This window comes from Variovorax sp. MHTC-1 (assembly GCF_003984645.1).
Classification (GTDB): Bacteria; Pseudomonadota; Gammaproteobacteria; order Burkholderiales; family Burkholderiaceae_C; genus Variovorax.
Genome location: NZ_RWKI01000002.1, coordinates 233,935 through 259,317, shown reverse-complemented (window position 1 = coordinate 259,317; position 25,383 = coordinate 233,935). Strand labels below are relative to the sequence as shown.

Sequence of the window (25,383 nt, the reverse complement as noted above, 5' to 3'; positions counted from 1 at the left end):
GCGGGCCGCAGCCCGGGGTAATCCCCCGGGCAAGGACCGCAACGACGCCATGCGCCGCTTGCCGCCCCGGCCCTTCGGGTGAGGCCCCACTGAGGGCCCACTCGTCGTTGCCAATGCTCACTGGGTGTGCAACCCAGTTCCGCTTGGCGCCTAGATTGGGCCCTCTGTGGGGCCTCACGCGGGGGTGATTCATTGAACGACAGGCCCTCAACGCCGCGTGACCACGATTTCGAGGTAGTCGCTGGGCACGACCAGCGATGCCGGGCCGGCGCGGTTGCTGCGGTCCAGCAGCTCCGTCAGATCGCGTTCCAGCGCGGCGGAACCCTCGGCCGGCAGGGCCGCGAAGGCCTTGTGCACCGGCCCGTACCAGGTGCGGAACACCTCGATGAAATGCGCGGCCGAGCGGTAGCGGAAGTTGAATTGCCGCTGCGTGGTCGCGATCGATGCCGCGCGCTCGCCGAAGAGTTCCTTCAGGTGCGCCTCGGTGCCCCACAGCGAGGGCGGCTGCACGCCCGCCGGCGGCGGCAGATGGCGCCCCAGCACCTTGAACAGCTGGCCGATGAAGCCCTCGGGCGTCCAGTTGGCGAGGCCGATTCGGCCGCCGGGGCGGCACACGCGCGCCAGTTCGGAGGCCGCCTTCGCATGGTCGGGCGTGAACATGACGCCGAAGGTCGACAGCACGGCGTCGAAGCTGGCGTCCTTGAAGGGCAGCGCCTCGGCGTCGGCGGTCTGGAACTCCACATTCAGGCGTTCCGCGCGCGCGCGCTCGGCGCCGCGGTCGAGCAGCGCGGCCACGTAGTCGGTCGAAGTCACCTGGCAGCCGCGGCGCGCTGCGGCCAGCGTGGCATTGCCGTTGCCGGCCGCGACGTCGAGCACGCGCTCGTCGCAGCGCAGGTCGCAGGCCTCGGCCAACTGCTCGCCGACGAGCTGCAGCGTGGTGCCGATCACGGCGTAGTCGCCGCTGGCCCAAGCGGTCATCTGGCGGCTCTTGATGGCGTTGAAATCGACGGGTGCATTCATGGCGCTGGTCTCCTTGTGGTTGATGTGGGGGAAGGCCTGAACTGTCGCGCGGCGCCGCGGCGGCGTCCTGCCTGCGCGTCGTCCCGGCCTGCCCGATCGTCCGCATGTGGCCGCGGGGCATGCCGAGCGTCCGGGCCGGTTGCCCATTCATCCGGCCGAGCGGCATAGTCCGTATCTCCAGGGCCTAGGCCCTTGGCGCCGTGCGCCGACGCGCCCAGAATGGCCTGCATCGAAGTCGATGCGGAGGACAGCCATGGCAGCAGAGCACATTGCGGCGGCGTTGCAGCGGGCGGAGGCGGTGCTGCGACGGCGGCCCGAGGCCGGCTTTCACGAAGACTCGCAGGCCGTTGCGCGCTGGACCGGCGGCTTGACGGTCGTCGCAAGCCACGCGAACGGCACCCAGGTAGCGACCGACATGCCGGGCGAGTTCGGCGGCGGCGGCGATCGGGTCACGCCGGGCTGGCTGCTGCGGGCCGGATTCGCATCCTGCGTCGCTACCCGCATCGCGATGGGCGCTGCCGCCGAGCGAATCGAACTGGAGCAACTCGAGGTGCGGGTCGACAGCCACTCGGATGCGCGCGGCATGCTGGACGTGGCGCAGGCCGACGGCACGCCGGTGATCGCCGGGCCGCTGGACATGCAGCTGTGGGTGCGGATCTCCGCGCCCGGCGTGGCGCCGGAGCGCTTGCGAACGCTGGTCGAGGAGAGTCATCGCTGTTCACCGATGTCCTCGGCGATCCAGCTCGCGGTGCCGGTGACACTGCGCATCGAGGTGGGTGACAGCTGATGGACGCGCTGTCCGAGACCCTTCGCGTCGTGCGGCTGGTCGGTGCCATCTTCATCAACGGCAGGTTCACCGCGCCCTGGTGCTACCAGTCGCCGCGCGCCGATACGGTGGCGCCGATCCTGGAGCCCGGCGCCGAGCGCGTGGTGATCTTCCACCTGATCACCGAGGGCGAGTGCTATGTCGAGCTCGCGGGCGAGCCGCCGGTGCATCTCATCGCGGGCGACGCCATCATCTTTCCGCAGGGCGATGCCCATCGCATGACTTCGCAGCCGGGGCTGCCGCCGGCCACCGGCGGACGGCTCGACGAGGTGCTGTCGCGCCGGCCGCGCCAGCTGGCCTATGGCGGCGGCGGTGCGACGACGCGCCTGGTGTGCGGCTATCTCGCCTGCGATGCCCGCCTCGCGGGGATGCTGCTGGCCGGGCTGCCGGCGCTGGTGCGCGTCAATGTGCGCGGATCGAACGCCGGCACCTGGCTGGAAGCCTCCGTTCGCTACGCGCTGGCCGAAGCGCGCTCGCCGCGGCCGGGCGGCGCCGGCGTGCTGGCCAAGCTGTCCGAGGTGCTGTTCATCGAAGTCCTGCGCCTGTACATGAACGAGCAGGGCGAGGGGCGCACCGGCTGGCTGGCGGGGGTGGGCGACCGGATCGTCGGCGCCGCGCTGAATGCGCTGCACAAGAGCCCGGCCCATGCCTGGACGCTGGACGAACTGGCCCGCACGGCCGGCAGTTCGAGGTCGGTGCTGGCCGAGCGCTTCCAGCAGCTGGTGGGGAGCTCGCCGATGCAGTACCTGACGCAGTGGCGCATGCTCCTGGCCGCCAATCTGCTGTGCCGCAGCAATGCCCCGCTGGCGAGCATCGCGGAGGACGTGGGCTACCAGACCGACACCGCCTTCAGCCGCGCCTTCCGGCGCGAGTACGGCGCGCCGCCGGCGGCCTGGCGCCGGAGCCGGTCGATGCGCGAGCAGGTCGAAGGAGCGCGGAGCCTGCGATGACCGCGCGCTCGGTGCCTGCCTCGTGCGCGACGCTGGTGGTGGGCGTCGCGCGGGCAGCGCCTTTAGAGGCGGCGTGGGCTTGCTAACCGCCTCCCCCTGGCCTATAAGTCACCCATGGTTTCTTTGTCTCGTCGTATGACGAGGAAGGAGAGCACCATGAAGAGACGCATTTACTGGCTGCTGCCGGATCCGGCGAGTGCCAGGCGAGCGATGCACGATCTCGTGCAGGCGCGCGTCGACACTGCGCACATTCATTTCGCCGCGGCCGAAGGCATGGACATGACCGGGCTGCATGCGGCGAACGCGTGGCAAACCTCGGATGTCGTCCATGCCGCCGGCAGCGGCCTGGTGATCGGCGGCGGCGTCGGCACCGCGGTCGGACTGGTGACCGCGCTGCTGTTCCCGCTCGCCGGGGAAGCGCCCGAATGGGGAACGGCTGCGCTCCTGGCCGTGCTCGGCGGCCTGATCGGCGCCTGGTCGGCCAGCATGATCGGCATCTCCATTCCCAGCCCGCGGCTTGCGCGCTTCGAAGGCGCAATCGGGCGCGGGCAGATTCTCCTGATGGTGGACCTGCCGCCGGCGCGCGTGCAGGCCATCGAGGCGCTGTTGCGAACCGCCCATCCGGAGGCCCGCTTCGAGGGCGAGGAGCGGCTGGTCCCCGCGCTGCCCTGAGGCGCGTGGACTGCGAATCGCCGATGACGAGTCGAGGTGCCACACATGATCATGGCCATCGCGCTCGCAATCATCGTCGTCGCATCGGTGCTGTTTCACATTGTCAATCCGTGGTGGCTCACTCCCCTGGCATCCAACTGGAAGCCGATGGACGACACCCTGACCATCACGCTGGTGATCACAGGCCTGTTCTTCGTCGTCATCAACCTCTTCCTCGTCTACATGCTGGTGCGCTTCCGGCACCGCGATGGCGTGCGCGCGGTTCGGCAGCCCGAGAGCAAGTCGCTGGAGCGCTGGCTGATCGGCATCACCACCGTGGGCATCATCGCGCTCCTGGCGCCCGGCCTCGTGGTGTATGCGAACTATGTCAAGACACCGCCTGACGCCATCACGCTGGAAGTGCTGGGCCAGCAGTGGCAGTGGCGCTTCCGCTTCGCCGGCGCGGACGGCAAGCTCGGGCTGACCGAGACGCGCTTCGTCAGCGCGACCAACCCCTTCGGCCTCGATCCCGCCGACGCGGCCGGGCAGGACGACATCCTGATCGCGGCCGACGAGGTGCACCTGCCGCTGGGCAAGCCGGTGAACGTGCTGCTGCGTTCGCACGACGTGCTGCACGACTTCTACGTGCCGCCCTTCCGTGCCCGCATGAACATGGTGCCGGGCCAGATCAGCACCTTCTGGTTCACGCCCACCGTGGCCGGCCGCTACGAGGCCCTGTGCTCGCAGCTGTGCGGCGTCGGCCATCCCAACATGCGTGCCCACGTGGTGGTGGAAGACGCCGCGAGCTTCCAGGCCTGGCACAACGCGCTGCCGACATTCGCCGCCATGCAGGAAAACGTGCGGGCCGCTGCCGCGGCGGGCGCCGCTGGTCCGCTGCCCGAGCGCGGCCGGGCGCTGGCGGATGCCAAGGGCTGCGTGGCTTGCCACTCGATCGACGGCAGCCAGCGCGTGGGGCCGACATGGAAAGGCTTGTACGGCAAGACCGAAAACATGCGCGACGGCTCCACCGCGAAGGTCGACGAAAAATTCCTGCGCGACTTCATCCGCGATCCGCAGGCGCGCGGCATCAAGGGCTTCGCGCCGGTGATGCCGAAGATCGAGCTGAGCGACGAAGAACTGGCCGCGCTGGTGGCCTACATCCAGACCCTCGGCAGCCCGCCGGCGCAGGCTTCCGGTGAACAGAAGGCGCAGAAATGAGTGCCATAACCCCCCCGCCCGGCGAGATCGCCGACGTTGCCGGGCACCACGCGCCGCAGACCTTCCTGACGCGCTACGTCTGGAGCCAGGACCACAAGGTGATCGCGATCCAGTACGCCTGCACGGCCATTGCCGTCGGCGTGATCGGTGTGGTGCTGTCCAACCTCATGCGGCTGCAGCTTGGCTATCCGGGCGTGTTCGAGTTCATCACGCCCGAGCGCTACTACCAGTTCGTCACCATGCACGGGATGATCATGGTGATCTACCTGCTCACCGCGCTGTTTCTCGGCGGCTTCGGCAACTACATGATTCCGCTCATGGTCGGCGCGCGCGACATGGTGTTCCCCTACCTCAACATGCTGAGCTTCTGGGTCTACCTGCTGTCGGTGATCGTGTTGATGGCGAGCTTCTTCGTGGCGGGCGGACCCACCGGCGCGGGCTGGACGCTGTACCCGCCGCAGTCGATCCTGCCCGGCACGCCGGGCCACGACGCCGGCATCATCCTGATGCTGGTGTCGCTGCTGATCTTCATCGTCGCCACGACGATGGGCGGCCTCAACTACGTGACCACCGTGCTGCAGGCGCGCTGCAGGGGCATGACGCTGCTGCGCATGCCGCTGACGGTGTGGGGCATCTTCGTCGCCACCATCCTCGCGCTGCTCGGCTTCCCGGCGCTGTTCGTCAGCGGCGTGATGCTGCTGCTCGACCGCGTGGCGGGCACCAGCTTCTTCATGCCGGCGCTGCTCTCGATGGGGCAGGCGACGCAGTACAAGGGCGGCAGTCCGCTCCTGTTCCAGCACCTGTTCTGGTTCTTCGGCCATCCCGAGGTCTACATCGTGGCGCTGCCGGCCTTCGGCATCGTCTCCGACCTGATCAGCGTGCATGCGCGCAAGAGCATCTTCGGCTACCGCATGATGGTCTGGGCCATCGTCGCCATCGGCGGCCTGAGCCTGGTGGTGTGGGCGCATCACATGTTCGTCGCCGGCATGAACCCGTACTTCGGCTTCTTCTTCGCCACTACCACGCTGATCATCGCGGTGCCGACGGCCATCAAGGTCTACAACTGGCTGCTCACGCTGTGGCGCGCCGACATACACCTGTCGGTGCCGATGCTGTTCTCGCTGGCCTTCATCTGCACCTTCGTGATCGGCGGGCTGACCGGCCTCTTCCTCGGCAACGTGAGCGTCGACATCCCGCTCTCGGGCACCTACTTCGTGGTGGCGCACTTCCACATGGTGATGGGCGTGGCGCCGCTCTTGGTGGTCTTCGGCGGTATCTACCACTGGTACCCCAAGGTCACCGGCCGCATGCTCGACGACCGGCTCGGCCAGCTGCATTTCTGGATCACCTTCATCGGCACCTACCTGATCTATTTCCCGATGCACTACCTCGGCGTGCAGGGCATGCCGAGGCGCTACTACAACTTCGACAACTACCAGTTCATTCCGCCGTCGGCTTACAGCCTGAACACTTTCATCACGGTGGTGGCGCTCGTCGTCGGCGTGGCGCAGGTGCTGTTCATCTTCAATCTCGCCTGGAGCCTGCGCTACGGCCGGCGCGCCGATGCCAACCCGTGGCGCGCCGCCTCGCTGGAATGGCAGACGCCGCAGACGCCGCCGGTGCACGGCAACTGGGGGCCGGATCTGCCGGTGGTGTACCGCTGGGCCTACGGCTACGGCGTGCCGGACGGGCCGAAGGACTACGTGGCGCAGAACGAGCCGCCCGAGGCGGGCGGCATGGAACCGGAGGCTTACGGCGAAAAGGACGACAAGGTTCGGGGGACGCCGACATGAACACCGCCGCCACGCTGCCCTTCGACGTCCGCGCCCGCGCGACCTCCGCCAGCATCGGCCTGTGGGTGTTCATGGGCGTGGCCACGGCGTTGTTCTCGCTCTTCGCCACGGCCTACGTGATGCGCATGAGCGGCGACGATGCCGTCGCGCTCGCGCTGCCCTGGCAGCTGTGGCTCAGCACCGCGCTGTTGCTGGCTGGCGGCGCGGCGCTTTCGAAGGCCGGCGCGGCGGCGCGCGGCAGTCGCGGCCTGGCGCCGGCGCGCCGGCTGCTGCTGGCCGGCGGGCTCTGCGCGCTGGCCTTCCTGGCGGTGCAGCTGTGGGCCTGGCAGTCGCTGCTGGCCGCGCAAGTGATGCCGGCCGGCAATCCTGGCGGCAGCTTCTTCTACCTGCTGACCGCCATGCACGGACTGCACGTGGCGGGTGGCCTCGCCGGCTGGGCATGGATGGCGCGCGCCGCCTGGCGGCCGGGCGCGCGCCTGGCCGACCTCGCGTGGCGCATCGGGCTCATCGCTCGCTACTGGCACTTCATGCTCGTGGTGTGGCTGCTGCTGTTCGCCATGCTGGGATGGCTGACGCCGGAGGTGGCGCGCGTCATCTGCGGCACCGCCTGATCGATCGAGGAGCTCCGCCATGAACACCGCCGCATCGATCGCCCCCGTGTCCGTGGCTCCGGCTGCCGCCGCCACAGTCGACGGCCTGCGCGGCCTGATCGCCGACTGGTCCTCCGACCGCGAAGCCTTCCACGTCTCGTGGGGCAAGGCGATGATGTGGATCTTCTTGCTGAGCGACACCTTCGTCTTCAGCTGCTTCCTCGTCGGCTACATGACGGTGCGCGTCTCGACCACCGTGCCCTGGCCGAATCCGAGCGAGGTGTTCGCGCTCCACGTCGCCGGTGCCGACGTGCCGCTGCTGCTGATCGCGATCATGACCTTCGTGCTCATCAGCAGCAGCGGCACGATGGCGATGGCCGTCAACTGCGCCTACCGCGGCGACAAGGTGAACGCCGTCACGCTCATGCTGGTGACCGCCACCTGCGGCGAAATCTTCGTCGGCATGCAGGCCTTCGAATGGTCGAAGCTGATCATGGAGGGCGTGCGGCCCTGGGGCAACCCGATGGGCGCGGCGCAGTTCGGCTCGGCCTTCTTCATGATCACCGGCTTCCACGGACTGCACGTGTCGGGCGGCGTGATCTTCCTGTTCATCGTCGCCTTCAAGCTGCTGCGCGGCGACTACGACCGCGGCGGAGGCAACTACCAGATCGTCGAGATCGTCGGCCTGTACTGGCACTTCGTCGATCTGGTGTGGGTGTTCATCTTTGCGCTCTTCTATCTCTGGTGAGGACTTCGACCATGAACCCCGGCACCGGCCAGCAACATCCGATCAGCCTCTATTTCAAGATCTGGGGGCTCCTGTTCGTGCTCAGCGCGATGTCCTACCTGGTGGACTACCTGCAACTGCAGGGCTATCTGCGCTGGGGCCTGATCCTCACCTTCATGCTGCTGAAGGCCGGGCTCATCGTCGCGGTCTTCATGCACATGGCCTGGGAGCGGCTGTCGCTGGTCTATGCCATCTTGCTGCCGCCGCTGGCGCTGCTGGTGCTGGTCTGGCTGATGGCGGCGGAGGCCGGCCACACCCTCCTCACGCGGCTGCTGTTCTTCAATTGAGGGCGCGCGTTCAGCGCCGCACCACGTAGCGCGTCACCACCGGGACCGTTTCGCCCTGGTGGAAAGCCAGGCGCCGCTCGCGCAGCGCCATGTCGGCCGCCGTCGCGCGATGGAAGCGGCGCAGATGCTCGGTCCACGATTCGTCGACGATCTCCTCGACATAGCGGCCCGGCTCGGCGATGTCGTGCAGCAGCTCCCAGCCGATCGCGCCCTGGCTCAAGCGCGCGCGGCGCGTCTGCTGCATCACGATGTGGAAGGCGGCGGCGCGCGCAGGATCGATCATGTATTCGACGGTGATCACCACCCGCCCCTCCTCGCCCGGCGCTTCCGCCGGCGGGCCCTTGACCCAGCCCTTGCGCGCGGGGCTGGTGTCGTCCTCTTCGCCGACGCCGTCGGTCACGTAGCGCAGCGCGACCAGCATGCACAGGGTGCCGCTCGCGGCCGCGATGCCGAGGCTGATGTAGAGCGAGGAGAGCTCGGCCACCTGGCCCCAGAGCGCGGCGCCGAAAGCGCTAGCGCCCATGATGGCCATCTGGTACATCGACATGCCGCGCGCGCGCACCCAGTCGGGCAGCGCGAGCTGGGCCGAGACCGAGAGCGAATTGGCCACCGTGATCCAGGCCATGCCGCCGAGGAACATCGCCGGCACCGCGACCCAGGCGTTGGGCGCCACCACCATCACGGCCGTGGCGGCGGACTGCAGCATGGCGCCGCGGATCACCAGCTGGTCGCGCGCGAGCGCCTGGCGCAGACGCGGCAGGAACAGCACCGCCACGATGGCGCCCGATCCCATCGCCGCCAGCAGCAGCGTGAAGGTGCCGGCCCCGCCGCCTTGCAGGTTGCGCGCCAGCAGCGGCAACAGCGCGAGCAGCGCGGTGGAATGAAGGAAGAAGATCGAGATGCGCGTGAGCACTGCGCGCATGCGCTGCGACTGGCGCACGAACTGCACGCCGACGCGCATCGCGCTGACGAGCTTTTCGCGGCCCAGCGGATTGGGCTTGTGCTCGCGCCGCCAGCGCAGCACGATGAAGCCCGAGGCGATGGACAGCACCGCGTTGAGGCCGAACACCCAGACGGTGCCCGCGCTCGCGATCAGCGAGCCGGCCAGGAGCGGGCCGACGATGCGCGAGGCGTTCATCGCCAAGCCGTTGAGGCCGAGCGCAGCCGGCAGGTGGGTGCGCGGCACCAGCTCGGGCACGATGGCCGAGAACACCGGCCAGCGCAGCGCCAGGCCGATGCCGTTGGCGAAGGTCAGCGCCAGCAGGAGCGGCGCGGTCATGAGGTCCAGCACCACGGCGCCGCACAGCACGATCGCTGTGCCGGCGAGCCAGAACTGGGTGGCGACCAGCCAGCGGCGCCGGTCCAGGATGTCGGCCAGCGCGCCGCTGGGCAGCCCGAGCAGGAACACCGGCAGCGTGGAGGCCGACTGCACCAGCGCGACCCAGATCGGCGAGGTGGTCAGCGAGGTCATCATCCAGGCCGCCGCCACGTCGTTCATCCACATGCAGACGTTGGCGACCAGCCAGGTGCTCCACAGCATGCGGAACACCGGCTGCCTGAGCGGTTCGAAGGGGCCGATGCGCGGCGGCTGCGCGCGCAAGGGGGCGACGGGGGTTTCCTCGGTCGAGATCGGTGGCATCGGCCGCTATTGTCCCGCGCCCGGCTTGCCGGACTTGGCCGGCTTCTTCGCCAGGTGGCCCAGCGGCAGCGCTCGGCTGGCCTTGACCTCGCCGAGCGAGAAGCTGGTGTGCAGGTCTTTCACATTGGGCAGGTGCATCAGGCTGTTGAGCGCGAAGCGCGAGAAGCCGTCCAGGTCTTCGGCGACCACCTGCAGCTCGAACATGCCGGTGCCGCTGATGTAGTGGCAGGCCACCACTTCGGGCAGCTTGCGGATCGCTTCCTCGATCTTGCGCGTGACTTCGCCGGTGGCGCGGTCGGTGTCCAGGCGCACGAAGGCGAGCACGCCCAGGCCGATCTTGTGGCGGTCGATCTCGGCGTGGTAGCCGCGGATGTAGCCGGCGGTCTCGAGCGCCCGCACGCGGCGCCAGCAGGGCGCGGCCGAGAGCCCCACGCGCTGGGCCAGCTCGGCGTTGGTGAGCCGGGCATCGGCCTGCAGTTCTTGCAGGATCGCGAGGTCGAATTTGTCAATGCTTTCCATGGAGGCCTAGTTTAAGCAAGATCCTTTCAAAACACGGTCTTGAATGGGCAAAGAACGCAAACACCTATCAAGGCAGCAGGCATACACTTTGCGAGCATGATGGCTGCGGGGTGTGTTCCTACCCGGACGCCTCGCCGCCAACCGCCAAGCCCACAAGGCACAGCCACGGAGACAAACTCGATGAACGCACCGCTGCCGGAACACATCCGCAAGGCCCTGGAAACCGTCACGCTCGACGACAAATATTCACTCGACTACGGCCGCGCCTTCATGTCCGGCGTGCAGGCCCTGGTCAAGCTGCCGATGCTGCAGCGCCTGCGCGACAAGCAGGCCGGCAAGAACACGGCCGGCTTCGTCAGCGGCTACCGCGGCTCGCCGCTCGGCGGCTACGACCAGGCGCTCTGGAAGGCCAGCAAGTACCTGAAGGAACAGCACATCGTGTTCCAGCCGGGCGTGAACGAGGAGCTCGCGGCCACCGCGCTCTGGGGCACCCAGCAGTTGGGCTTCTCGCCCGCGGGCACCAACAAGTACGACGGCGTGTTCGGCATCTGGTACGGCAAGGGCCCTGGTGTAGACCGCTGCTCCGACGTCTTCAAGCACGCCAACATGGCCGGGACCACACCCTGGGGCGGCGTGATCGCAGTGGCCGGCGACGACCACATCTCCAAGAGCTCGACCGCGGCGCACCAGAGCGACCACATCTTCAAGGCCTGCGGCACGCCGGTGTTCTTCCCGACCAACGTGCAGGAGATCCTGGATCTCGGCATCCATGCCTTCGCGATGAGCCGCTTCGCCGGCATCTGGTCGGGCATGAAGACGATCCAGGAGATCGTCGAATCGAGCGCCACCGCGATGATCGACCCCGAGCGCGTCGAGATCGTGATGCCCACCGACTTCCAGATGCCGCCCGGCGGCCTGCACATCCGCTGGCCCGACCATGCGCTGGAGCAGGAGGCGCGGCTCATGCACTACAAGTGGTACGCCGCACTGGCCTACATCCGCGCCAACCGGCTCAATCACAACGTGATCGAAGGCCCGAACGACCGCTTCGGCATCATGGCCAGCGGCAAGGCCTTCAACGACACGCGCCAGGCGCTGCTCGACCTGGGCCTGGACGACGCAGCCTGCCGCCAGCTCGGCATCCGGCTGCACAAGGTCGCGGTCGTGTGGCCGCTGGAGGCGCAGCTCACGCGCGCCTTCGCCACCGGCCTGCAGGAGATCCTGGTGGTCGAGGAGAAGCGCCAGGTCATCGAATACCAGCTCAAGGAAGAGCTCTACAACTGGCGCGCCGACGTGCGGCCCAACGTGGTCGGCAAGTTCGACGAGGGCGAGGTGTACGAGGCCGAGGGCTACTCCGGCGGCGAATGGTCGATGCCCAATCCGACCTCGCACACGCTGTTGCGCGCCAATGCCGACCTGAACCCGGCACTGATCGCCAAGGCGATCGCGCAGCGCCTGAAGAAGAGCGGCCTCCTGGCTGCCGCCGGCGCCGACATGGCCGCGCGCATCGATGCGCAGCTCGCCATCCTCGAGGCCAAGGAGCAGGCGATGGCGGCGCCGCAGACCGTCGGCGTGTCGGACGCCGCACGCCAGCCTTGGTTCTGCTCCGGCTGCCCGCACAACACCAGCACCGTGGTGCCCGAGGGTTCGCGCGCGATGGCGGGCATCGGCTGCCATTTCATGGCGACCTGGATGGATCGCTCGACGCTGGGCTTCACGCAGATGGGCGGCGAGGGCGTGCCGTGGGTCGGCCAGCAGCCCTTCACCACCGACCAGCACATCTTCGCCAACCTCGGCGACGGAACCTACTTCCACAGCGGCCTGCTGGCGATCCGCCAGAGCATCGCGGCCGGCGTCAACATCACCTACAAGATCCTCTACAACGACGCGGTCGCCATGACCGGCGGCCAGCAGGTCGGCGAGCGGCCCGAGGGCCACTCGGTGTTGCAGATCGCCGAAAGCCTGCATGCCGAAGGCGCGGTCAAGGTCGTGGTCGTGACCGACGAGCCCGAGAAGTACGAGGGCGTGAACGTGCCGGGCCAGGACGTGAAGGTGCGCCATCGCGACGAGCTGGACGAGGTCCAGCGCGAGTTCCGCGAAATCAAGGGCACCACGGCCATCATCTACGACCAGACCTGCGCCACCGAGAAGCGCCGCCGCCGCAAGCGCGGCACGGCAGTCGATCCGGCCAAACGCGTGGTGATCAACGACCTGGTCTGCGAAGGCTGCGGCGACTGCAGCGTGCAGAGCAATTGCCTCTCGGTCGAGCCGCTGGAGACCGAGTTCGGCCGCAAGCGCACCATCAACCAGAGCACCTGCAACAAGGACATGAGCTGCCTGAAGGGCTTCTGCCCGAGCTTCGTGACCGTCGAAGGCGGTCAGCTCAAGAAGAAGGCGAAGGACAAGTCCGCCACGCCGGCGGAGCTGGGTGCGCTTGCAGAGCCGGCCCTGCCTTCGCTTTCGGGCGGCAAGGTCTGGGGCGTGGTGGTGGCGGGCGTCGGCGGTACCGGCGTCATCACCATCGGCCAGCTGCTGGGCATGGCGGCCCACATCGAGGGCAAGGGCATCGTCACGCAGGACGCGGCCGGGCTGGCGCAGAAGGGCGGTGCCACCTGGAGCCACGTGCTGATCGGCGACACGCAGGACGACATCCGCACCACGCGCGTGGGCACAGCGGCGGCCGACCTGATCCTGGCTTGCGACCCGCTGGTCAGCGTGAACGCCGAAACCATGGCGCGCATGCGCGAAGGGCGCACCCATGTCGCGCTCAACAGCCACAGCACGCCGACGGCGGCCTTCGTGCGCAACGCCAACTGGCAGAACCCGCAGGAAGCCTGCGCCGCCGAGATCGCGCGCGCCGTGGGAGTCGAAGGCGTCGGCGCCTTCGATGCCGATGCGGCCGCGACCTCGCTGATGGGCGACAGCATCTACGTCAATCCGATGATCCTGGGCTACGCCTGGCAGAAGGGCTGGCTTCCGCTCGAGCATGCGTCGCTGATGCGCGCGATCGAGCTCAATGCGGTGGCGATCGAGAACAACAAGGCCGCCTTCGAATGGGGGCGCCAGGCCGCGCAGCGGCCGGAAGCGCTGCAAAAGCGCATCTCGCCCGGCCAGGTCATCGAGTTCAAGAAGCGCGACACGATCGAGAGCCTGGTCCCGCGCCGCGCCGAGTTCCTCGCCGGCTACCAGAACGCGGCCTATGCGGGGCAGTACAAGGCCTTCGTCGCGAAGGTGCAGCAGGCCGAGTCGGCGCTGGGCAAAACCAGTTTGACCGAAGCGGTGGCGCGCTACCTGTTCAAGCTCATGGCCTACAAGGACGAGTACGAAGTCGCGCGCCTGCACACCGACCGCAGCTTCCTCGATCGGGTCGAGGGCATGTTCGAGGGCGACTTCAAGCTCCACTACCACCTGGCCCCGCCGATCATCGCCAAGCGCAATGCCAAAGGCGAACTGCAGAAGCAGAAGTTCGGCCCCGCGATGCTGACCGGCTTCCGGTTGCTCGCCAAGCTCAAGGGTCTGCGCGGCACGGCGCTCGACGTCTTCGGCCGCACCGAAGAGCGCAAGACCGAGCGCGCGCTGATCGCCGAGTACCGTGCCAGCATCGACGAAGTGCTGGCCGGGCTGAACGCCGGCAACCATGCGCTCGCGCTCGAAATCGCGAGCCTGCCCGAGCAGATCCGCGGCTACGGCCACGTCAAGGAGCGCAACCTGGCGGCCGCGCGCAAGCGCTGGGCCGAGCTGGTGGCCAAGTGGCGCGATCCGCAGGCGCAGCGCGCTGCAGCCTGAGGCGCGCGCGGGCGGACCGCCTGGCGCGGCCCCGAAAGCCCTGAATCCGTCGCCGGGTTAGCACGTCGGCGGGGCGGACGTCGCCGAATACAATGCTCGATGCTGTGCGCGGCTCGGCCCCGCGCTGTGCGGCCGCGTCATGCGCCGCGGACGCGTGAACCCCGGCGGGGTTTCACGCTCTTATCACTTCCCTCTGCTGGAGACTTCCTTGTTCATTTCCTCTGCTTTCGCCCAGACCGCGCCTGCTGCTGCCGGCGGCGGCGACATGATGTCCTCGCTCGGCAGCATGCTGCCGCTGGTGTTGATGTTCGTGGTGCTGTATTTCGTGATGATCCGCCCGCAGATGAAGCGCCAGAAGGAAGCGCGCGCCATGATCGACGCCCTGGCCAAGGGCGACGAGGTGGCGACCGCCGGCGGCCTGCTCGGCAAGATCACCCAGCTCGGCGACCAATACCTGACGGTCGAGATCGCCAAGGGCGTCGAAGTGCAGCTGCAGCGCTCGGCGGTCGTGCAAGTGCTGCCCAAAGGCGCCATCAAGTAATGCTTCCCCCAGCCGGCTTCGCCGGCCGAAATGCAATGTGCAGTGACCATTTTCTCCATCGGCCGCGCGTAGCGCGCCGCGTTCGTGGGCTGCCATGGAACCGGCTTTGCCGGGCCATAGGCAGCGCCCCCGGTAGGGGGTCGGCGAAGCGACACGCAGTGCGCGCAGCCTGGGGACGAGCAAAGCTATGAACCGATATCCGGTCTGGAAGTACGCGATCATCGTGATCGTGCTGCTCGTGGGGCTGATCTATGCCCTGCCCAATTTCTTCGGCGAGGCGCCTGCGGTGCAGGTATCCGCGGGCAAGTCGACCGTCAAGGTCGACGCCGGTACCCAGGCCCGCGTGGCCGAGGCGCTGAAGGCCGCCGGGCTCGCGCCCGACCTGATGACGCTGGACGCCACCTCGGTGCGCGCGCGCTTCCTCAGCACCGACGACCAGCTGAAGGCGCGCGACGTGCTGCAGCGCGCGCTGGTGCCGGACCCGAGCGACCCGCCCTACATCGTGGCGCTCAACCTGGTGTCGCGCTCGCCGGCATGGCTCGCCGCGCTGCACGCCTACCCGATGTATCTGGGCCTGGACCTGCGCGGCGGCGTCGACTTCCTGCTGCAGGTCGACATGAAGGGCGCCATCGACAAGCGGGCCGAGTCCTTCGCCAACGATCTGCGCACCGGCCTGCGCGACAAAAATGTCCGCGGCACCTCGGTCAACCGCAACGGCCAGACCATCGAGGTGCGCTTCCGCGATGCCGCCGGGCTGGACGCAGCCAAGGCGCTGATCCAGGACCAGTTCCCGGATCTCGCGACGACCGAGAGCCAGGAAGGCAGCGAGTGGAGGCTCGTCGCCACCATCAAGCCCGAGGCCGCGCGCCGGCTGCAGGATGCGGCGCTCAAGCAGAACATCACGACCCTGCACAACCGGATCAACGAGCTCGGCGTGGCCGAGCCGGTGATCCAGCAGCAGGGCCTGGACCGCATCGTGGTGCAGCTGCCGGGCGTGCAAGACACGGCCAAGGCCAAGGACATCCTGGGCCGCACCGCCACGCTCGAGATGCGCTTGGTCGACGAGTCGGCCGAAGGCCGCGCGGCCGAAACCGGCAGCGGCCCTGTGCCCTTCGGCTCCGAGAAATTCCTCGATCGCGAAGGCCGCGCCGTCATCGTCAAGAAACAGGTGCTGGTGACGGGCGAGAACCTCACCGACGCGCAACCCGGCTTCGACTCGCAGACCCAGCAGCCCAAGGTCGACCTGACCATGGATTCCAAGGGCGGCCGCATCATGCGCGACGTGAGTCGCGAGAACTTCCGCAAGCGCATGGCGATGCTGATCTTCGAAAAGGGCAAGGGCGAGGTCCTGACCGCACCGTCGATCAACGGCGAGCTCGGCAACCGCTTCCAGATCTCGGGCTCGATGACGGTGGTCGAGGCCAACGACCTCGCGCTGCTGCTGCGCGCCGGCTCGCTGGCCGCGCCGATGGAAATCATCCAGGAACGCACCATCGGTCCGACCCTGGGTGCCGACAACATCGAGAAGGGCTTCAAGAGCGTGATGTACGGCTTCATCGCCATCATGATCTTCATGTGCGCGTACTACGCGCTGTTCGGCGTGATCTCGTCGATCGCGCTCGCCGTCAACCTGCTGCTGCTGGTCGCAATCCTTTCGATGCTGCAGGCCACGCTCACGCTGCCCGGCATCGCGGCGATGGCGCTCGCGATCGGCGTGGCCATCGACTCCAACGTGCTGATCAACGAGCGCGTGCGCGAGGAACTGCGCAACGGCGCCTCGCCGCAGGCGGCCATCCATGCGGGCTATGACCGCGCCTGGGGCACGATTCTCGATTCCAACGTGACCACACTGATCGCGGGCATCGCGCTGCTGGCCTTCGGCTCGGGCCCGGTGCGCGGCTTCGCCGTGGTGCACTGCATCGGCATCGTCACCTCCATGTTCTCGGCGGTGTTCTTCTCGCGCGGGCTGGTGAACTTCTGGTACGGCAGCAAGAAGAAGCTCAAGAGCCTGTCGATCGGTACGGTCTGGAAGCCGGACGCCGGCAAGACCATGGCCGACGTCAAGTAAGGGAAAAAATGGAGTTCTTCCGCATCCACCGGACCATCCCGTTCATGCGCCACGCGCTGGTGCTGAACGCGATTTCCATCATCACCTTCCTGCTGGCGGTGTTCTTCCTGTTCCACCGCGGGCTGCACCTGTCGGTCGAGTTCACCGGCGGCACCGTGATGGAGGTCGCCTACCAGCAATCGGTCGACGTCGGCAAGGTGCGCGAGACCGTAGGCAAGCTCGGCTACCCCGAGGTGCAGGTGCAGAACTTCGGCACCTCGCGCGACGTGCAGATCCGCCTGCCGGTGCAAAAAGGCCAGACCTCGGCCCAGCAGAGCGAGCAAGTGATGGCGGCGCTCAAGGCGGCAGACCCATCGGCCACCTTGCGCAGCAACGAATTTGTCGGCCCGCAGGTGGGCGAGGAGCTCACCACCAACGGCCTGAAGGCGCTGGGCATGGTGGTGGTCGGCATCATGGTCTACCTGGCCTTCCGCTTCGAATGGAAGTTCGCGGTCGCCACCGTGCTCGCCAACCTGCACGACGTGGTGATCATCCTGGGCTTCTTCGCCTTCTTCCAATGGGAGTTCTCGCTCGCCGTGCTGGCGGCGGTGCTGGCGGTGCTGGGCTATTCGGTCAACGAGTCGGTGGTCATCTTCGACCGCGTGCGCGAGAACTTCCGGCGCTACCGCAAGATGACGACACGCGAAGTCATCGACAACGCGATCACCTCGACCATCAGCCGCACCATCATCACGCACGGCTCGACCCAACTGGTGGTGCTCTCGATGTTCTTCTTCGGCGGCCCCACGCTGCACTACTTCGCGCTGGCGCTGACGATCGGCATCCTGTTCGGCATCTACTCGTCGGCCTTCGTGGCGGCGGCGATCGCGATGTGGCTGGGCGTGAAGCGGGAGGACCTGGTCAAGGGGCCGATCAAGCGCGAGGGCGATCCGGACGATCCGAACGCAGGCGCCACCGTGTGAACGGCGCGTCACGGCACACCGACTTTCGTCTGTTGGGGTTGCTGCCGAGCGGGGGCGGCTCTTGTGCGGTTACGCTTACAGATGCAAGCTCGCGCCTGAAACGTTTTAATTAGCCGTCGCTACTGTCCATGATCTCGCGGTCTCCAGCTTCTTCCCAGCAACTCGCTCGCGAGACGCGCGAACGCTTCGTCGCCGCCACCGAAGGGGCGATCCCGCCGGTCGCTCTCGCGATCCGCGAGCGGCTGGCTGCGCTGGCCGGGATGACCGGCAACGTGCGCCAGATGCAGGAGAACCGCGACGACTACATCGCTTTTCAGGCCCAGGGGTCGAGCTGGGTGCCGTTGTCGCAGACCGCATGGCGCAAGGCGCTGGCCGGCAGCACCGGCAGCGGGCCTTCGGCCAACTCGCTGTCGCGTCTCGAGCTGATCGGCGACGACGTGGTGGAAACCGGCATCCTGTACTCGCGCCTGGCCCAGGCCATCCAGGACAAGGCCAGCTTCGAGCTCAACGACCTGCGCCTGCGCATCCAGCATCTCGAAGGCACGGCCGAGCTGGCTGCCCGGGACATCCTCAAGCCCGAGGCGCTGGCCAAGGTGCTGGTCGACCAGTGGCTAGCCGCCGGCCTGAGCCGCAGTCTCTGGACCAAGGTGCAGGACGTGGTGCAGAACCACCTGGTCGATGTGATCGCCAAGGCCTACAGGGAATCCAATGCCTTCCTGATCGAGAAGGGCGTGATGCCCGAGATCGATCTCAAGAGCTTCGTCAAGCGCACCGGCAGTGTCAGTTCCGGCACGGCGGCGCTCGGCTCCAGTTTCGCGAGAGCATCCCATGCCGGCAGCGCGCCGATGGGCATCGGCGGCAATCCGGCCGCCTTCGGAGCGCCCCCCGGCAGCTTCGCGCCGGCGGCGATCGGCGTCGGCCGCGGGCCTGGCAGCGCCGGCGGCGACACGATGGTCGCGACCGGCGGCTCGCCGCTGGTCCTGGCGCGCCAGCGGGCGCAGGGCGTGCTGCTCAATCTCAAGCGTTTCGTGACCGCGCGCATCGGCGGCGACATCACCCAGCACCGCGCCGGAGCCGCGGGCGGGTCCGGCGGCGGTGCGGGCGGCAGTGGCAATGCCGGTGGCCTCGGCGCACCGGCCTTTGCCGCCGCCATCGCCGATGCGGAAGCGGCCTACCAGATGATGGCCTCGCAGTACGTGGTCGGCGACGAAGCCACGGCCATTCACCAGACCGCGGCCGAACTGCGCCGGCGCACCAGCGAACTCAAGAAGAAGGCGCCGACCACGGCCGACAAGGCGACGGTCGAGATCGTGGCGCTGATGTTCCAGGCCATTCTTGCCGAGGAGCGCATCCCGTTCTCGGCGCGCGTGTGGTTCGCGCGGCTGCAGATGCCGGTGCTGCGCGTCGCGATCGCCGAGCCGGAATTCTTCGGCACGCTGCAGCATCCTGCGCGCATGCTGATCGACCGCATGGGCTCCTGCGTCATGGGCTTCGACGCCGCCGCCATCTCGGGCAGCGCGCTAGAGGGCGAGATCCGGCGCGTGGTCCAGGTGATCGAGCAGTACCCTGAAACCGGCCAGCGCGTGTTCAAGCTGGTGTTCGACGAATTCGTCGCCTTCCTCAACAAGTACCTGACGCAGAGCGACGCCACCCAGCGCCTGATGAGCGTGGCACAGCAGGTCGAGCAGAAGGAGACGATGGCGATCCAGTACACCATCGAGTTGCGCAAGATGCTCAACGACATGCCGGTGCGCGAGGAGATCCGCGAATTCCTGTTCAAGGTCTGGGCCGAGGTGCTCGCGATCGCGGCGCTGCGTTACGGCGCCCAGGACGAGCAGACGGTCACGCTCAAGCGCGCCGCTTCCGACCTGGTGTGGGCCGCGAGCGCCAAGCCCAACCGCAACGACCGCGCCCGCGTGATCCAGGATCTGCCCCAGCTGCTGCAGCGCCTGCGCCAGGGCATGGGCCTGCTGGGCATCGAGGGCGAGCCGCAGGAGGCGCACATCAAGACCATCGGCGCCACGCTGTCCGATGCCTTCCTGTCGAAGACCGAGGCCATTCCGCCGGCCAAGATCGAGGCCATGGCCAAGCGCCTGGCCAACCTCGAGGATTTCGTTTCCGATGACGACGGCGCGACCGACCTGCCGCTGGACGCCGCCAGCATCGAGCTGCTGCTCGGGGTCGATGCGGCATCGCTCGAGATCGTGCCCGACACCGGCACCAAGGTCGGCGAGGACATGCTCGCGTGGGCGCGCGAACTCCAGGTCGGTACCTGGTTCATGCTCGACCACAACGACCGCGTGAGCCAGGTCCAGTTCGTCTGGCGCAGCGAGCGCAAGCAGCTGCACCTGTTCGCATCGAGCGACGGGCGCAGCTTCCTGGTCCAGGTCGGGCGGCTGGCGTCCTATCTGCAGGCCGGGCTGCTGGTGCCGGCGGAAGAGGAAACGCTCACGGTGCGGGCCACGCGCGAGGCGCTGGCCAAGCTCGACGCGAATCCCGAACGACTGCTGAACTAGATAAGAATCTCCGCGGCCGGCGAAGCCAGGCCCGTTTGCGGGACACCGCGGGAGGCGCGCGCGACACGAAGTGCGCGGAGCCTGGGGGAGAGCCTCAATGCGCGATGCGATCGGTCGTGTCGTCGCAAAGCTCGTCGAGCACCAGCGCATCGGGCTCGACGCCGGTGCTCCAGTGCACCATCAGCACGATGATCTTGAGCTCGTCGAGCGCCACCGGGTCGCCCGGCGTGGCCATCGCGCGCTCGATCACGATCTCGCGCATGCCGGAGGGCAGCACGTGAGACGACTCGAGGAAACTGATGAAGCCCAGGCATTCGGCACCCAGGTGCTCCTGCTCGGCGGCCGAATAGACGCGCATCGAGCCCGGCGATGCGGGCAGGGCGGCATCGGCCGAGCTGCGCAGGCTCACCGTGGCGCTGGTCCCCTCGGGGTGCCGGGTCAGCTGCACGCCCTGGGTGGCGAGGCTCAGGCCGTCGAGCCAGCGCAGCGCGTCGCGGATCTCTTCCGCATCGAAGCCCTGCGCGCTGAGCTTGCGGCCCAGTTGCTCGGGCTCGGGACACGCATCGCCGCGCCAGTAGTTTTCGTAGACATACACGAGCACTTCGAACATGGGGCCAATATAGCCCACTCGGCGCGCCTGGCTCGCCGCGTTGTTCGAACGCGACGCCGTCAAGCCTGCGCGACGCGCTGGAACAGGCCGCCGGGCAGGCGGGCCACGCTGCCGGCGAGTTCGAGTTCCAGCAACTGCGCATGCAGCTCGGCGGCGCTGAAGCCGGTGCGTGCGCACAGCGCATCCAGGCTCACCGGGTCGTAGCCCATGTTGCGCAGCAGCCGGTGTTCCAGCATGGCATCGGCGTCTTCGGATCTCGGGTTCGCGGCGGTGGCGGTGGAAGCGGCAACGTCCTCCAGCTGCAGCTCTTCGAGCACGTCGCTCACTGTCTCGACCAGCTTCGCACCCTGGCGGATCAAGGCATGGCAGCCGCGCGACTGCGGCGAGTGGATCGAGCCGGGAATGGCGAACACCTCCTTGCCCTGCTCGGTCGCGAGCCTGGCGGTGATCAGCGAGCCCGACTGCAGTGCGGCCTCCACCACCAGCGTGCCGCGCGCCAGGCCGGCAATGATGCGGTTGCGCTTCGGGAGGTTCTGGTTGAGCGGCGGCGTGCCGAGCGGGAACTCGCTCACGATCAGGCCGCGGGCCGCAATGCGGTGCGCCAGCTCGCGGTGCCTGGCGGGGTAGACGCGGTCCAGGCCCGTGCCGACCACCGCCACCGTCGCCGGGCGGTCGGGGTCATCGGATGCATCGAGCGCGCCTTCGTATGCCGCGCCGTCGACGCCGAGCGCAAGCCCCGACACCACCGGAATGCCGGCTTCACCGAAGCCCGAGCGAACGCGCGCGCCTTCGACGTGCCCTGCGGCGTCGGATTGCGGCTGCCGACCAAGGCGATGCTGTTCTTGAGCTGCGTGAAATTCAATGCCGGCGCACCCAGCAGGTAGAGCATCAGCGGCGGGTCCGCCATCTCAAGCAGCGAGGCCGGATAGCCGGGATCGCCGAGGGTCAGGATGCGCCGCGTGGCGCCTTGCAGCCACTCGAGGGTCTGATCGACCTGCGCTGCGAATTCGGCCGGCGCGCGCGAGACAGGGCCTCTGCCTGCGCGTCGGTCACCAGCTGCCGCAGCGCCGCCGGCGACTGAACGAAAACGTCCGGCGGCAGGCCGAAGGCCGCGAGCAGCTTGCGCGCAGCCCCGTTGCCGATGCCCGGCGTCAGCGTGAGCCGCAGCCAGCCCGCGAGTTCTTCACGTTCCACGCGAAGGGGGAAGAGGAGGCGTCAGGGATTGACCAGCAGATCGCCGATGCGCGGAGCGTCGCTGATTTCGAGCACCAGCGCGTACGAGACCCGCTCGAACGGACGGAACACCATCAAGAGGCCGATGCGCTCGTTGGGCAGCTTCAGCGTTTCCTTGCCCGATCCGGTCTTGTCGATGATGGTTTCGCCGTTCTTGAGGATGGCCAGCACATGGCCGTTCTCGATGCCGTCGATCGTGCCTTTGTTGATCGCGACCACCTGGTTCTGGGCCGCGAACTGGACGGCGTTGCCGTAGACGGAGACGATGCGGCCCTCCTCGATCGTCTGGTGGGGTGCGCGCGGCACGTAGCTCAGCAGCTGGCGGGGCGGCTCGGGCAGCAGGCGGTCGCCGGCGCGCATTTCCTCGCGCGCTGCCACGATGTCGAGGGTTGCGGGCACCACGCTCTTGAGCTCCTTGCCTTCCACCATCTCGGTGACGCTCGACTCGCCGCGCTGCAGCTGGGCCTTGCCGAGGTACTGCGCCTCGTAGCCGAGGATCTCGCCGGTGCCGGGATCCTTCAGCGGCGTTGCGTTGCGGAAGATGCGGAAGGTCTTGATGGGGCCGGCGGTTTCCACCAGCGGCGAGTTGACTTCGCCGCGCGCATAGGCGCGGTCGCCGCGGGCGAGCAACACGCGGCTGTCGTTGCCGGCCACGATGCGCGGCGACAAGAGCAGCGTCTCCTGGTCGACCACGATCGGTTCGCTCAGGAAGGGCTCGATCAGGCTGGGATTGAGCGTCGGCAGCGCCATGCCCGACAGCGATTCGAAACGCGTGCGCGGCGTCAGCTTGATGGTGCCTCCGTCAGCCGCGCCCGAGCCGCCGCGGCGGGTGCTCAGGCGGGCGCGGCCGCCGGTCTTGTCGAGATAGAGCACCTGGCCCGGATAGATGAGGTGCGGGTTGCGGATCTCGCCCATGTTCATGCCCCAGAGCTCGGGCCAGCGCCAGGGGCTGCGCAGGAAGAGGCGGGAAACGGCCCACAGCGTGTCGCGCGGCTTGATCGTGTATTCGTCGGGCGCGTTCGGCGCCAGCTCGCTGAGCGGCACGCCGGTTTGCGCCGTCTGCTGGGCCGTGGCGCGTTGCTGCGGCGTGACGGGGTAGTTTTGCGCGAAGGCCGTCGTGCCGCTGCCCACCATGGCGATCATCGCCAGCGTGGCGAAGATGTTCGGACGCAGGCGGTCGTTGATTCGGAGTTGTTTCATGGTTTGATGGTGTGCACGCACTACGCCCAGGGGGACGTACGAATCCTCACAATTTGCAACGAATTTTGCGCTGAAGCCCTTGAAGGGGCAACGTTTATCAGGTCGCAGCGCGTCGTACCGTCGCGGAAATGGCGAAAATAACGACAATTTTTCCTCTCATTCATGGCCAAAAGAACCATCCTGAGCTATCCCGACAAGCGGCTGCACACGGTCGCCAAGCCGGTGCAGGGCGTCGACGCTCGCATCAAGACACTGGTCGCCGACATGATCGAAACCATGTACGAGGCCAACGGCATCGGCCTGGCAGCCACGCAGGTCGACGTGCATGAACGGCTGGTGGTGATCGACATTTCGGAGGAGCGCAACCAGCCGGTGGTGCTGATCAACCCCGAGATCGTCTGGGCCAGTGAGGAAAAAGTACTCAACGAAGAAGGCTGCCTCTCGGTGCCCGGCATCTATGACGGCGTCGAGCGTTCGACCGCGGTACGCGTGACCGCCCTCGACGCCAATGGGGAGCCCCAGACCATCGAGGCCGAGGGCTTGCTTGCGGTCTGCATCCAGCACGAGCTCGACCATCTGCTCGGCAAGGTGTTCGTCGAGTACCTCTCTCCCCTCAAGCGCAACCGCATCAAGAGCAAGCTGCTCAAGCAGCAGCGCGAAGACCAGAAGCTCGAACAACGGGACGGGCGGCGGTGAGCGTCGCCGCCCGTGCCGGCGCCGCGGCGCTGCTTGCCGCAGCGCTGGGGCTGGCGGGGTGTGCGGGCGAGCCCACGCGAATCGCGCCGGGCACCTCGAAGGCCGACGCGCTGCGGCAGCTCGGCGCGCCCACCGCCATCTATCCGCTGCCCGGCGGCGGCGAGCGGCTCCAGTATTCCCGCGCGCCGGCGGGCTTCGAGGTGAACAACGTCGATCTCGACGCCGGCGGCCGCGTGATCTCGATCCGCCAGGAACTCGACGAGCGCCTGTTCGACCGCACCATCCAGCCGGGCGTGGGCGTCTGGCGCGAGGCCGATCTGCTGCGCACCTACGGTCGGCCGTTCGAGATCACGCGCGTGAGTTCCTTCGACGGCGTGATCTGGACCTGGCGCTACAAGATGATGAACACGCCCCGCCTTCTCTATGTCTATGTCGATCCCGCCGGCGTGGTGCAGCGCTACCACACCGGCGACGATTTGACGCTCGAACTGCTGGCCCCGCTGTGAGGGGCGCATGAGGGTCGTATTTGCGGGCACGCCCGAGTTCGCCCGCGTCGCGCTGGAGGCGATCGCCGCTGCGGGCTTCGAGATCGTGCTGGTGCTGACCCAGCCCGACCGCCCCGCCGGCCGGGGCATGAAGCTGCAGGCCTCGCCGGTCAAGCAGTTCGCCGTCGCCCACGGCTGGCCGGTGGCGCAGCCGCGCAGCCTTCGGCTGGACGGCAAGTACCCCGAAGATGCCGCGGCGGCGCGTGACGCCATCGCCGAGGCGCAGCCCGACGTGACGGTGGTTGCCGCCTACGGCCTGATCCTGCCGCAGTGGGTGCTCGATGCGCCGCGCCTCGGCTGCCTCAACATCCATGCGAGCCTCCTGCCGCGCTGGCGCGGCGCGGCGCCGATCCACCGCGCGATCGAGGCCGGCGATGCCGAGACCGGGGTCACCATCATGCAGATGGACGCCGGGCTCGACACCGGCGACATGCTGATCTCTGAATCGCTCGCCATCGGCGAGGACAGCACCGCGCAACTACATGACCGGCTCGCTGCGCTCGGTGGACGGCTGATCGTCGACGCGCTGAAGCAGGCCGAGGCCGGAACGCTGCAGGCCGAACCGCAGCCCGCCGAAGGCGTGACCTACGCGCACAAGGTCGAGAAGCACGAAGCGCAGATGGACTGGACCCAGGACGCCGCCGCCATCGTGCGCCGCATCCGCGCCTTCGATCCCTTCCCCGGCGTGAGCAGCGCGCTCGGCGGCGAAACCATCAAGCTCTGGGCGGCGCGGGTTCAGCCCGGGGTGCCTGCCGACGCGGCAGGCACGGTGCTGGCGGCCGGCGCGCCGGGCATCGCCGTTGCCGCCGGGGATGCCGTCGTCGTGATCACCGAGCTTCAGCGGCCCGGCGGCAAGCGCCTGGCCGCGGCCGATTTCCTGCGCGGCTTCGACATCCAGCCGGGGCAGGTCTTCGGCTGATGACCTGCCCTCGCGCTCGGCACTGCG

At 68.1% G+C, this 25,383-nt stretch carries 21 protein-coding genes and 1 pseudogene; 16 read left to right on the top strand and 6 right to left on the bottom strand.

The window, feature by feature from the left end; all coding sequences use genetic code 11:
• Positions 1-207: 207 nt before the first annotated feature.
• Complete coding sequence (locus EJI01_RS04545; protein WP_126835927.1) at positions 208-1,020, bottom strand: class I SAM-dependent methyltransferase; 813 nt, start codon at positions 1,018-1,020, stop codon at positions 208-210.
• A gap of 253 nt (positions 1,021-1,273) precedes the next feature.
• Here EJI01_RS04545 and EJI01_RS04540 point away from each other — a divergent pair, with 253 nt between their 5' ends.
• From EJI01_RS04540 to EJI01_RS04505, 8 genes are all read left to right on the top strand, one after another.
• Complete coding sequence (locus tag EJI01_RS04540; protein ID WP_126835926.1) at positions 1,274-1,807, top strand: OsmC family protein; 534 nt, start codon at positions 1,274-1,276, stop codon at positions 1,805-1,807.
• Positions 1,807-2,796, top strand: coding sequence for an AraC family transcriptional regulator (locus tag EJI01_RS04535; protein WP_126835925.1), 990 nt, complete (start codon positions 1,807-1,809; stop codon positions 2,794-2,796). Before EJI01_RS04540 ends, EJI01_RS04535 begins: the two co-directional genes overlap by 1 nt.
• Positions 2,797-2,952: 156 nt before the next feature.
• Positions 2,953-3,468: a DUF1269 domain-containing protein gene (locus EJI01_RS04530; RefSeq protein ID WP_126835924.1), complete on the top strand. Its 516-nt coding sequence runs from the start codon at positions 2,953-2,955 to the stop codon at positions 3,466-3,468.
• A gap of 45 nt (positions 3,469-3,513) precedes the next feature.
• On the top strand, positions 3,514-4,665 hold the full coding sequence (locus tag EJI01_RS04525; protein WP_126835923.1) for a cytochrome c oxidase subunit II: 1,152 nt from the start codon (positions 3,514-3,516) through the stop codon (positions 4,663-4,665).
• Positions 4,662-6,458, top strand: a complete 1,797-nt coding sequence (gene ctaD, locus EJI01_RS04520) for a cytochrome c oxidase subunit I (RefSeq protein WP_126835922.1) — start codon at positions 4,662-4,664, stop codon at positions 6,456-6,458. The genes EJI01_RS04525 and ctaD overlap by 4 nt, the downstream gene beginning before the upstream one ends.
• Complete coding sequence (locus EJI01_RS04515) at positions 6,455-7,069, top strand: cytochrome c oxidase subunit 3 (RefSeq protein WP_126835921.1); 615 nt, start codon at positions 6,455-6,457, stop codon at positions 7,067-7,069. The genes ctaD and EJI01_RS04515 overlap by 4 nt, the downstream gene beginning before the upstream one ends.
• Positions 7,070-7,088: 19 nt before the next feature.
• Positions 7,089-7,796, top strand: a complete 708-nt coding sequence (locus tag EJI01_RS04510; RefSeq protein ID WP_126835920.1) for a heme-copper oxidase subunit III family protein — start codon at positions 7,089-7,091, stop codon at positions 7,794-7,796.
• Between the two features lie 11 nt (positions 7,797-7,807).
• Entirely contained in the window at positions 7,808-8,122 is a 315-nt protein-coding gene (locus tag EJI01_RS04505) for a cytochrome C oxidase subunit IV family protein (RefSeq protein WP_126835919.1), read from the top strand.
• A 10-nt stretch (positions 8,123-8,132) separates the two neighbouring features.
• Here the strand turns inward: EJI01_RS04505 and EJI01_RS04500 are convergent, their stop codons facing one another.
• Together EJI01_RS04500 and EJI01_RS04495 are read right to left on the bottom strand one after the other, a co-directional pair.
• Positions 8,133-9,761, bottom strand: coding sequence for an MFS transporter (locus EJI01_RS04500; protein WP_126835918.1), 1,629 nt, complete (start codon positions 9,759-9,761; stop codon positions 8,133-8,135).
• Positions 9,762-9,767: 6 nt separating this feature from the next.
• On the bottom strand, positions 9,768-10,280 hold the full coding sequence (locus tag EJI01_RS04495; RefSeq protein WP_093108646.1) for an Lrp/AsnC family transcriptional regulator: 513 nt from the start codon (positions 10,278-10,280) through the stop codon (positions 9,768-9,770).
• Positions 10,281-10,460: 180 nt separating this feature from the next.
• On the opposite strand from EJI01_RS04495, the gene EJI01_RS04490 reads away from it, so the two are divergent.
• The 5 genes from EJI01_RS04490 (at position 10,461) to EJI01_RS04470 (ending at position 20,153) form a co-directional block, all read left to right on the top strand.
• On the top strand, positions 10,461-14,066 hold the full coding sequence (locus EJI01_RS04490; RefSeq protein WP_126835917.1) for an indolepyruvate ferredoxin oxidoreductase family protein: 3,606 nt from the start codon (positions 10,461-10,463) through the stop codon (positions 14,064-14,066).
• Between the two features lie 208 nt (positions 14,067-14,274).
• Entirely contained in the window at positions 14,275-14,607 is a 333-nt protein-coding gene (gene yajC, locus EJI01_RS04485; RefSeq protein WP_126835916.1) for a preprotein translocase subunit YajC, read from the top strand.
• 187 nt (positions 14,608-14,794) lie between these two features.
• Positions 14,795-16,675, top strand: a complete 1,881-nt coding sequence (secD, locus tag EJI01_RS04480) for a protein translocase subunit SecD (protein ID WP_126835915.1) — start codon at positions 14,795-14,797, stop codon at positions 16,673-16,675.
• Positions 16,676-16,683: 8 nt separating this feature from the next.
• Positions 16,684-17,637, top strand: coding sequence for a protein translocase subunit SecF (gene secF, locus EJI01_RS04475; protein ID WP_126835914.1), 954 nt, complete (start codon positions 16,684-16,686; stop codon positions 17,635-17,637).
• 128 nt (positions 17,638-17,765) lie between these two features.
• Positions 17,766-20,153 carry a DUF1631 family protein gene (locus EJI01_RS04470; protein WP_126835913.1) on the top strand — a complete coding sequence of 796 codons (2,388 nt, stop codon included), beginning with the start codon at positions 17,766-17,768 and terminating at the stop codon, positions 20,151-20,153.
• A 94-nt stretch (positions 20,154-20,247) separates the two neighbouring features.
• On the opposite strand, the gene EJI01_RS04465 is transcribed toward EJI01_RS04470, so the two are convergent.
• From EJI01_RS04465 to EJI01_RS04455, 3 genes and pseudogenes are all read right to left on the bottom strand, one after another.
• The gene (locus EJI01_RS04465; RefSeq protein ID WP_126835912.1) at positions 20,248-20,763 is read right to left on the bottom strand and encodes a DUF494 family protein; all 516 of its coding nucleotides are present in this window, start codon (positions 20,761-20,763) and stop codon (positions 20,248-20,250) included.
• 59 nt (positions 20,764-20,822) lie between these two features.
• A pseudogene (gene dprA / locus EJI01_RS04460) lies at positions 20,823-21,957 on the bottom strand (DNA-processing protein DprA).
• A gap of 21 nt (positions 21,958-21,978) precedes the next feature.
• The gene (locus EJI01_RS04455; RefSeq protein ID WP_126835911.1) at positions 21,979-23,196 is read right to left on the bottom strand and encodes a LysM peptidoglycan-binding domain-containing protein; all 1,218 of its coding nucleotides are present in this window, start codon (positions 23,194-23,196) and stop codon (positions 21,979-21,981) included.
• Positions 23,197-23,358: 162 nt separating this feature from the next.
• On the opposite strand from EJI01_RS04455, the gene def reads away from it, so the two are divergent.
• From def to fmt, 3 genes are read left to right on the top strand one after another with little or no spacing between them, the layout of a single operon-like run.
• Positions 23,359-23,892: a peptide deformylase gene (def, locus tag EJI01_RS04450; protein ID WP_126835910.1), complete on the top strand. Its 534-nt coding sequence runs from the start codon at positions 23,359-23,361 to the stop codon at positions 23,890-23,892.
• The gene (locus EJI01_RS04445) at positions 23,889-24,398 is read left to right on the top strand and encodes a hypothetical protein (RefSeq protein WP_126835909.1); all 510 of its coding nucleotides are present in this window, start codon (positions 23,889-23,891) and stop codon (positions 24,396-24,398) included. The genes def and EJI01_RS04445 overlap by 4 nt, the downstream gene beginning before the upstream one ends.
• 7 nt (positions 24,399-24,405) lie before the next feature.
• A complete protein-coding gene (fmt, locus tag EJI01_RS04440; protein ID WP_126835908.1) occupies positions 24,406-25,356 on the top strand; it encodes a methionyl-tRNA formyltransferase in 951 nt (316 codons plus the stop codon).
• Positions 25,357-25,383 lie beyond the last annotated feature (27 nt).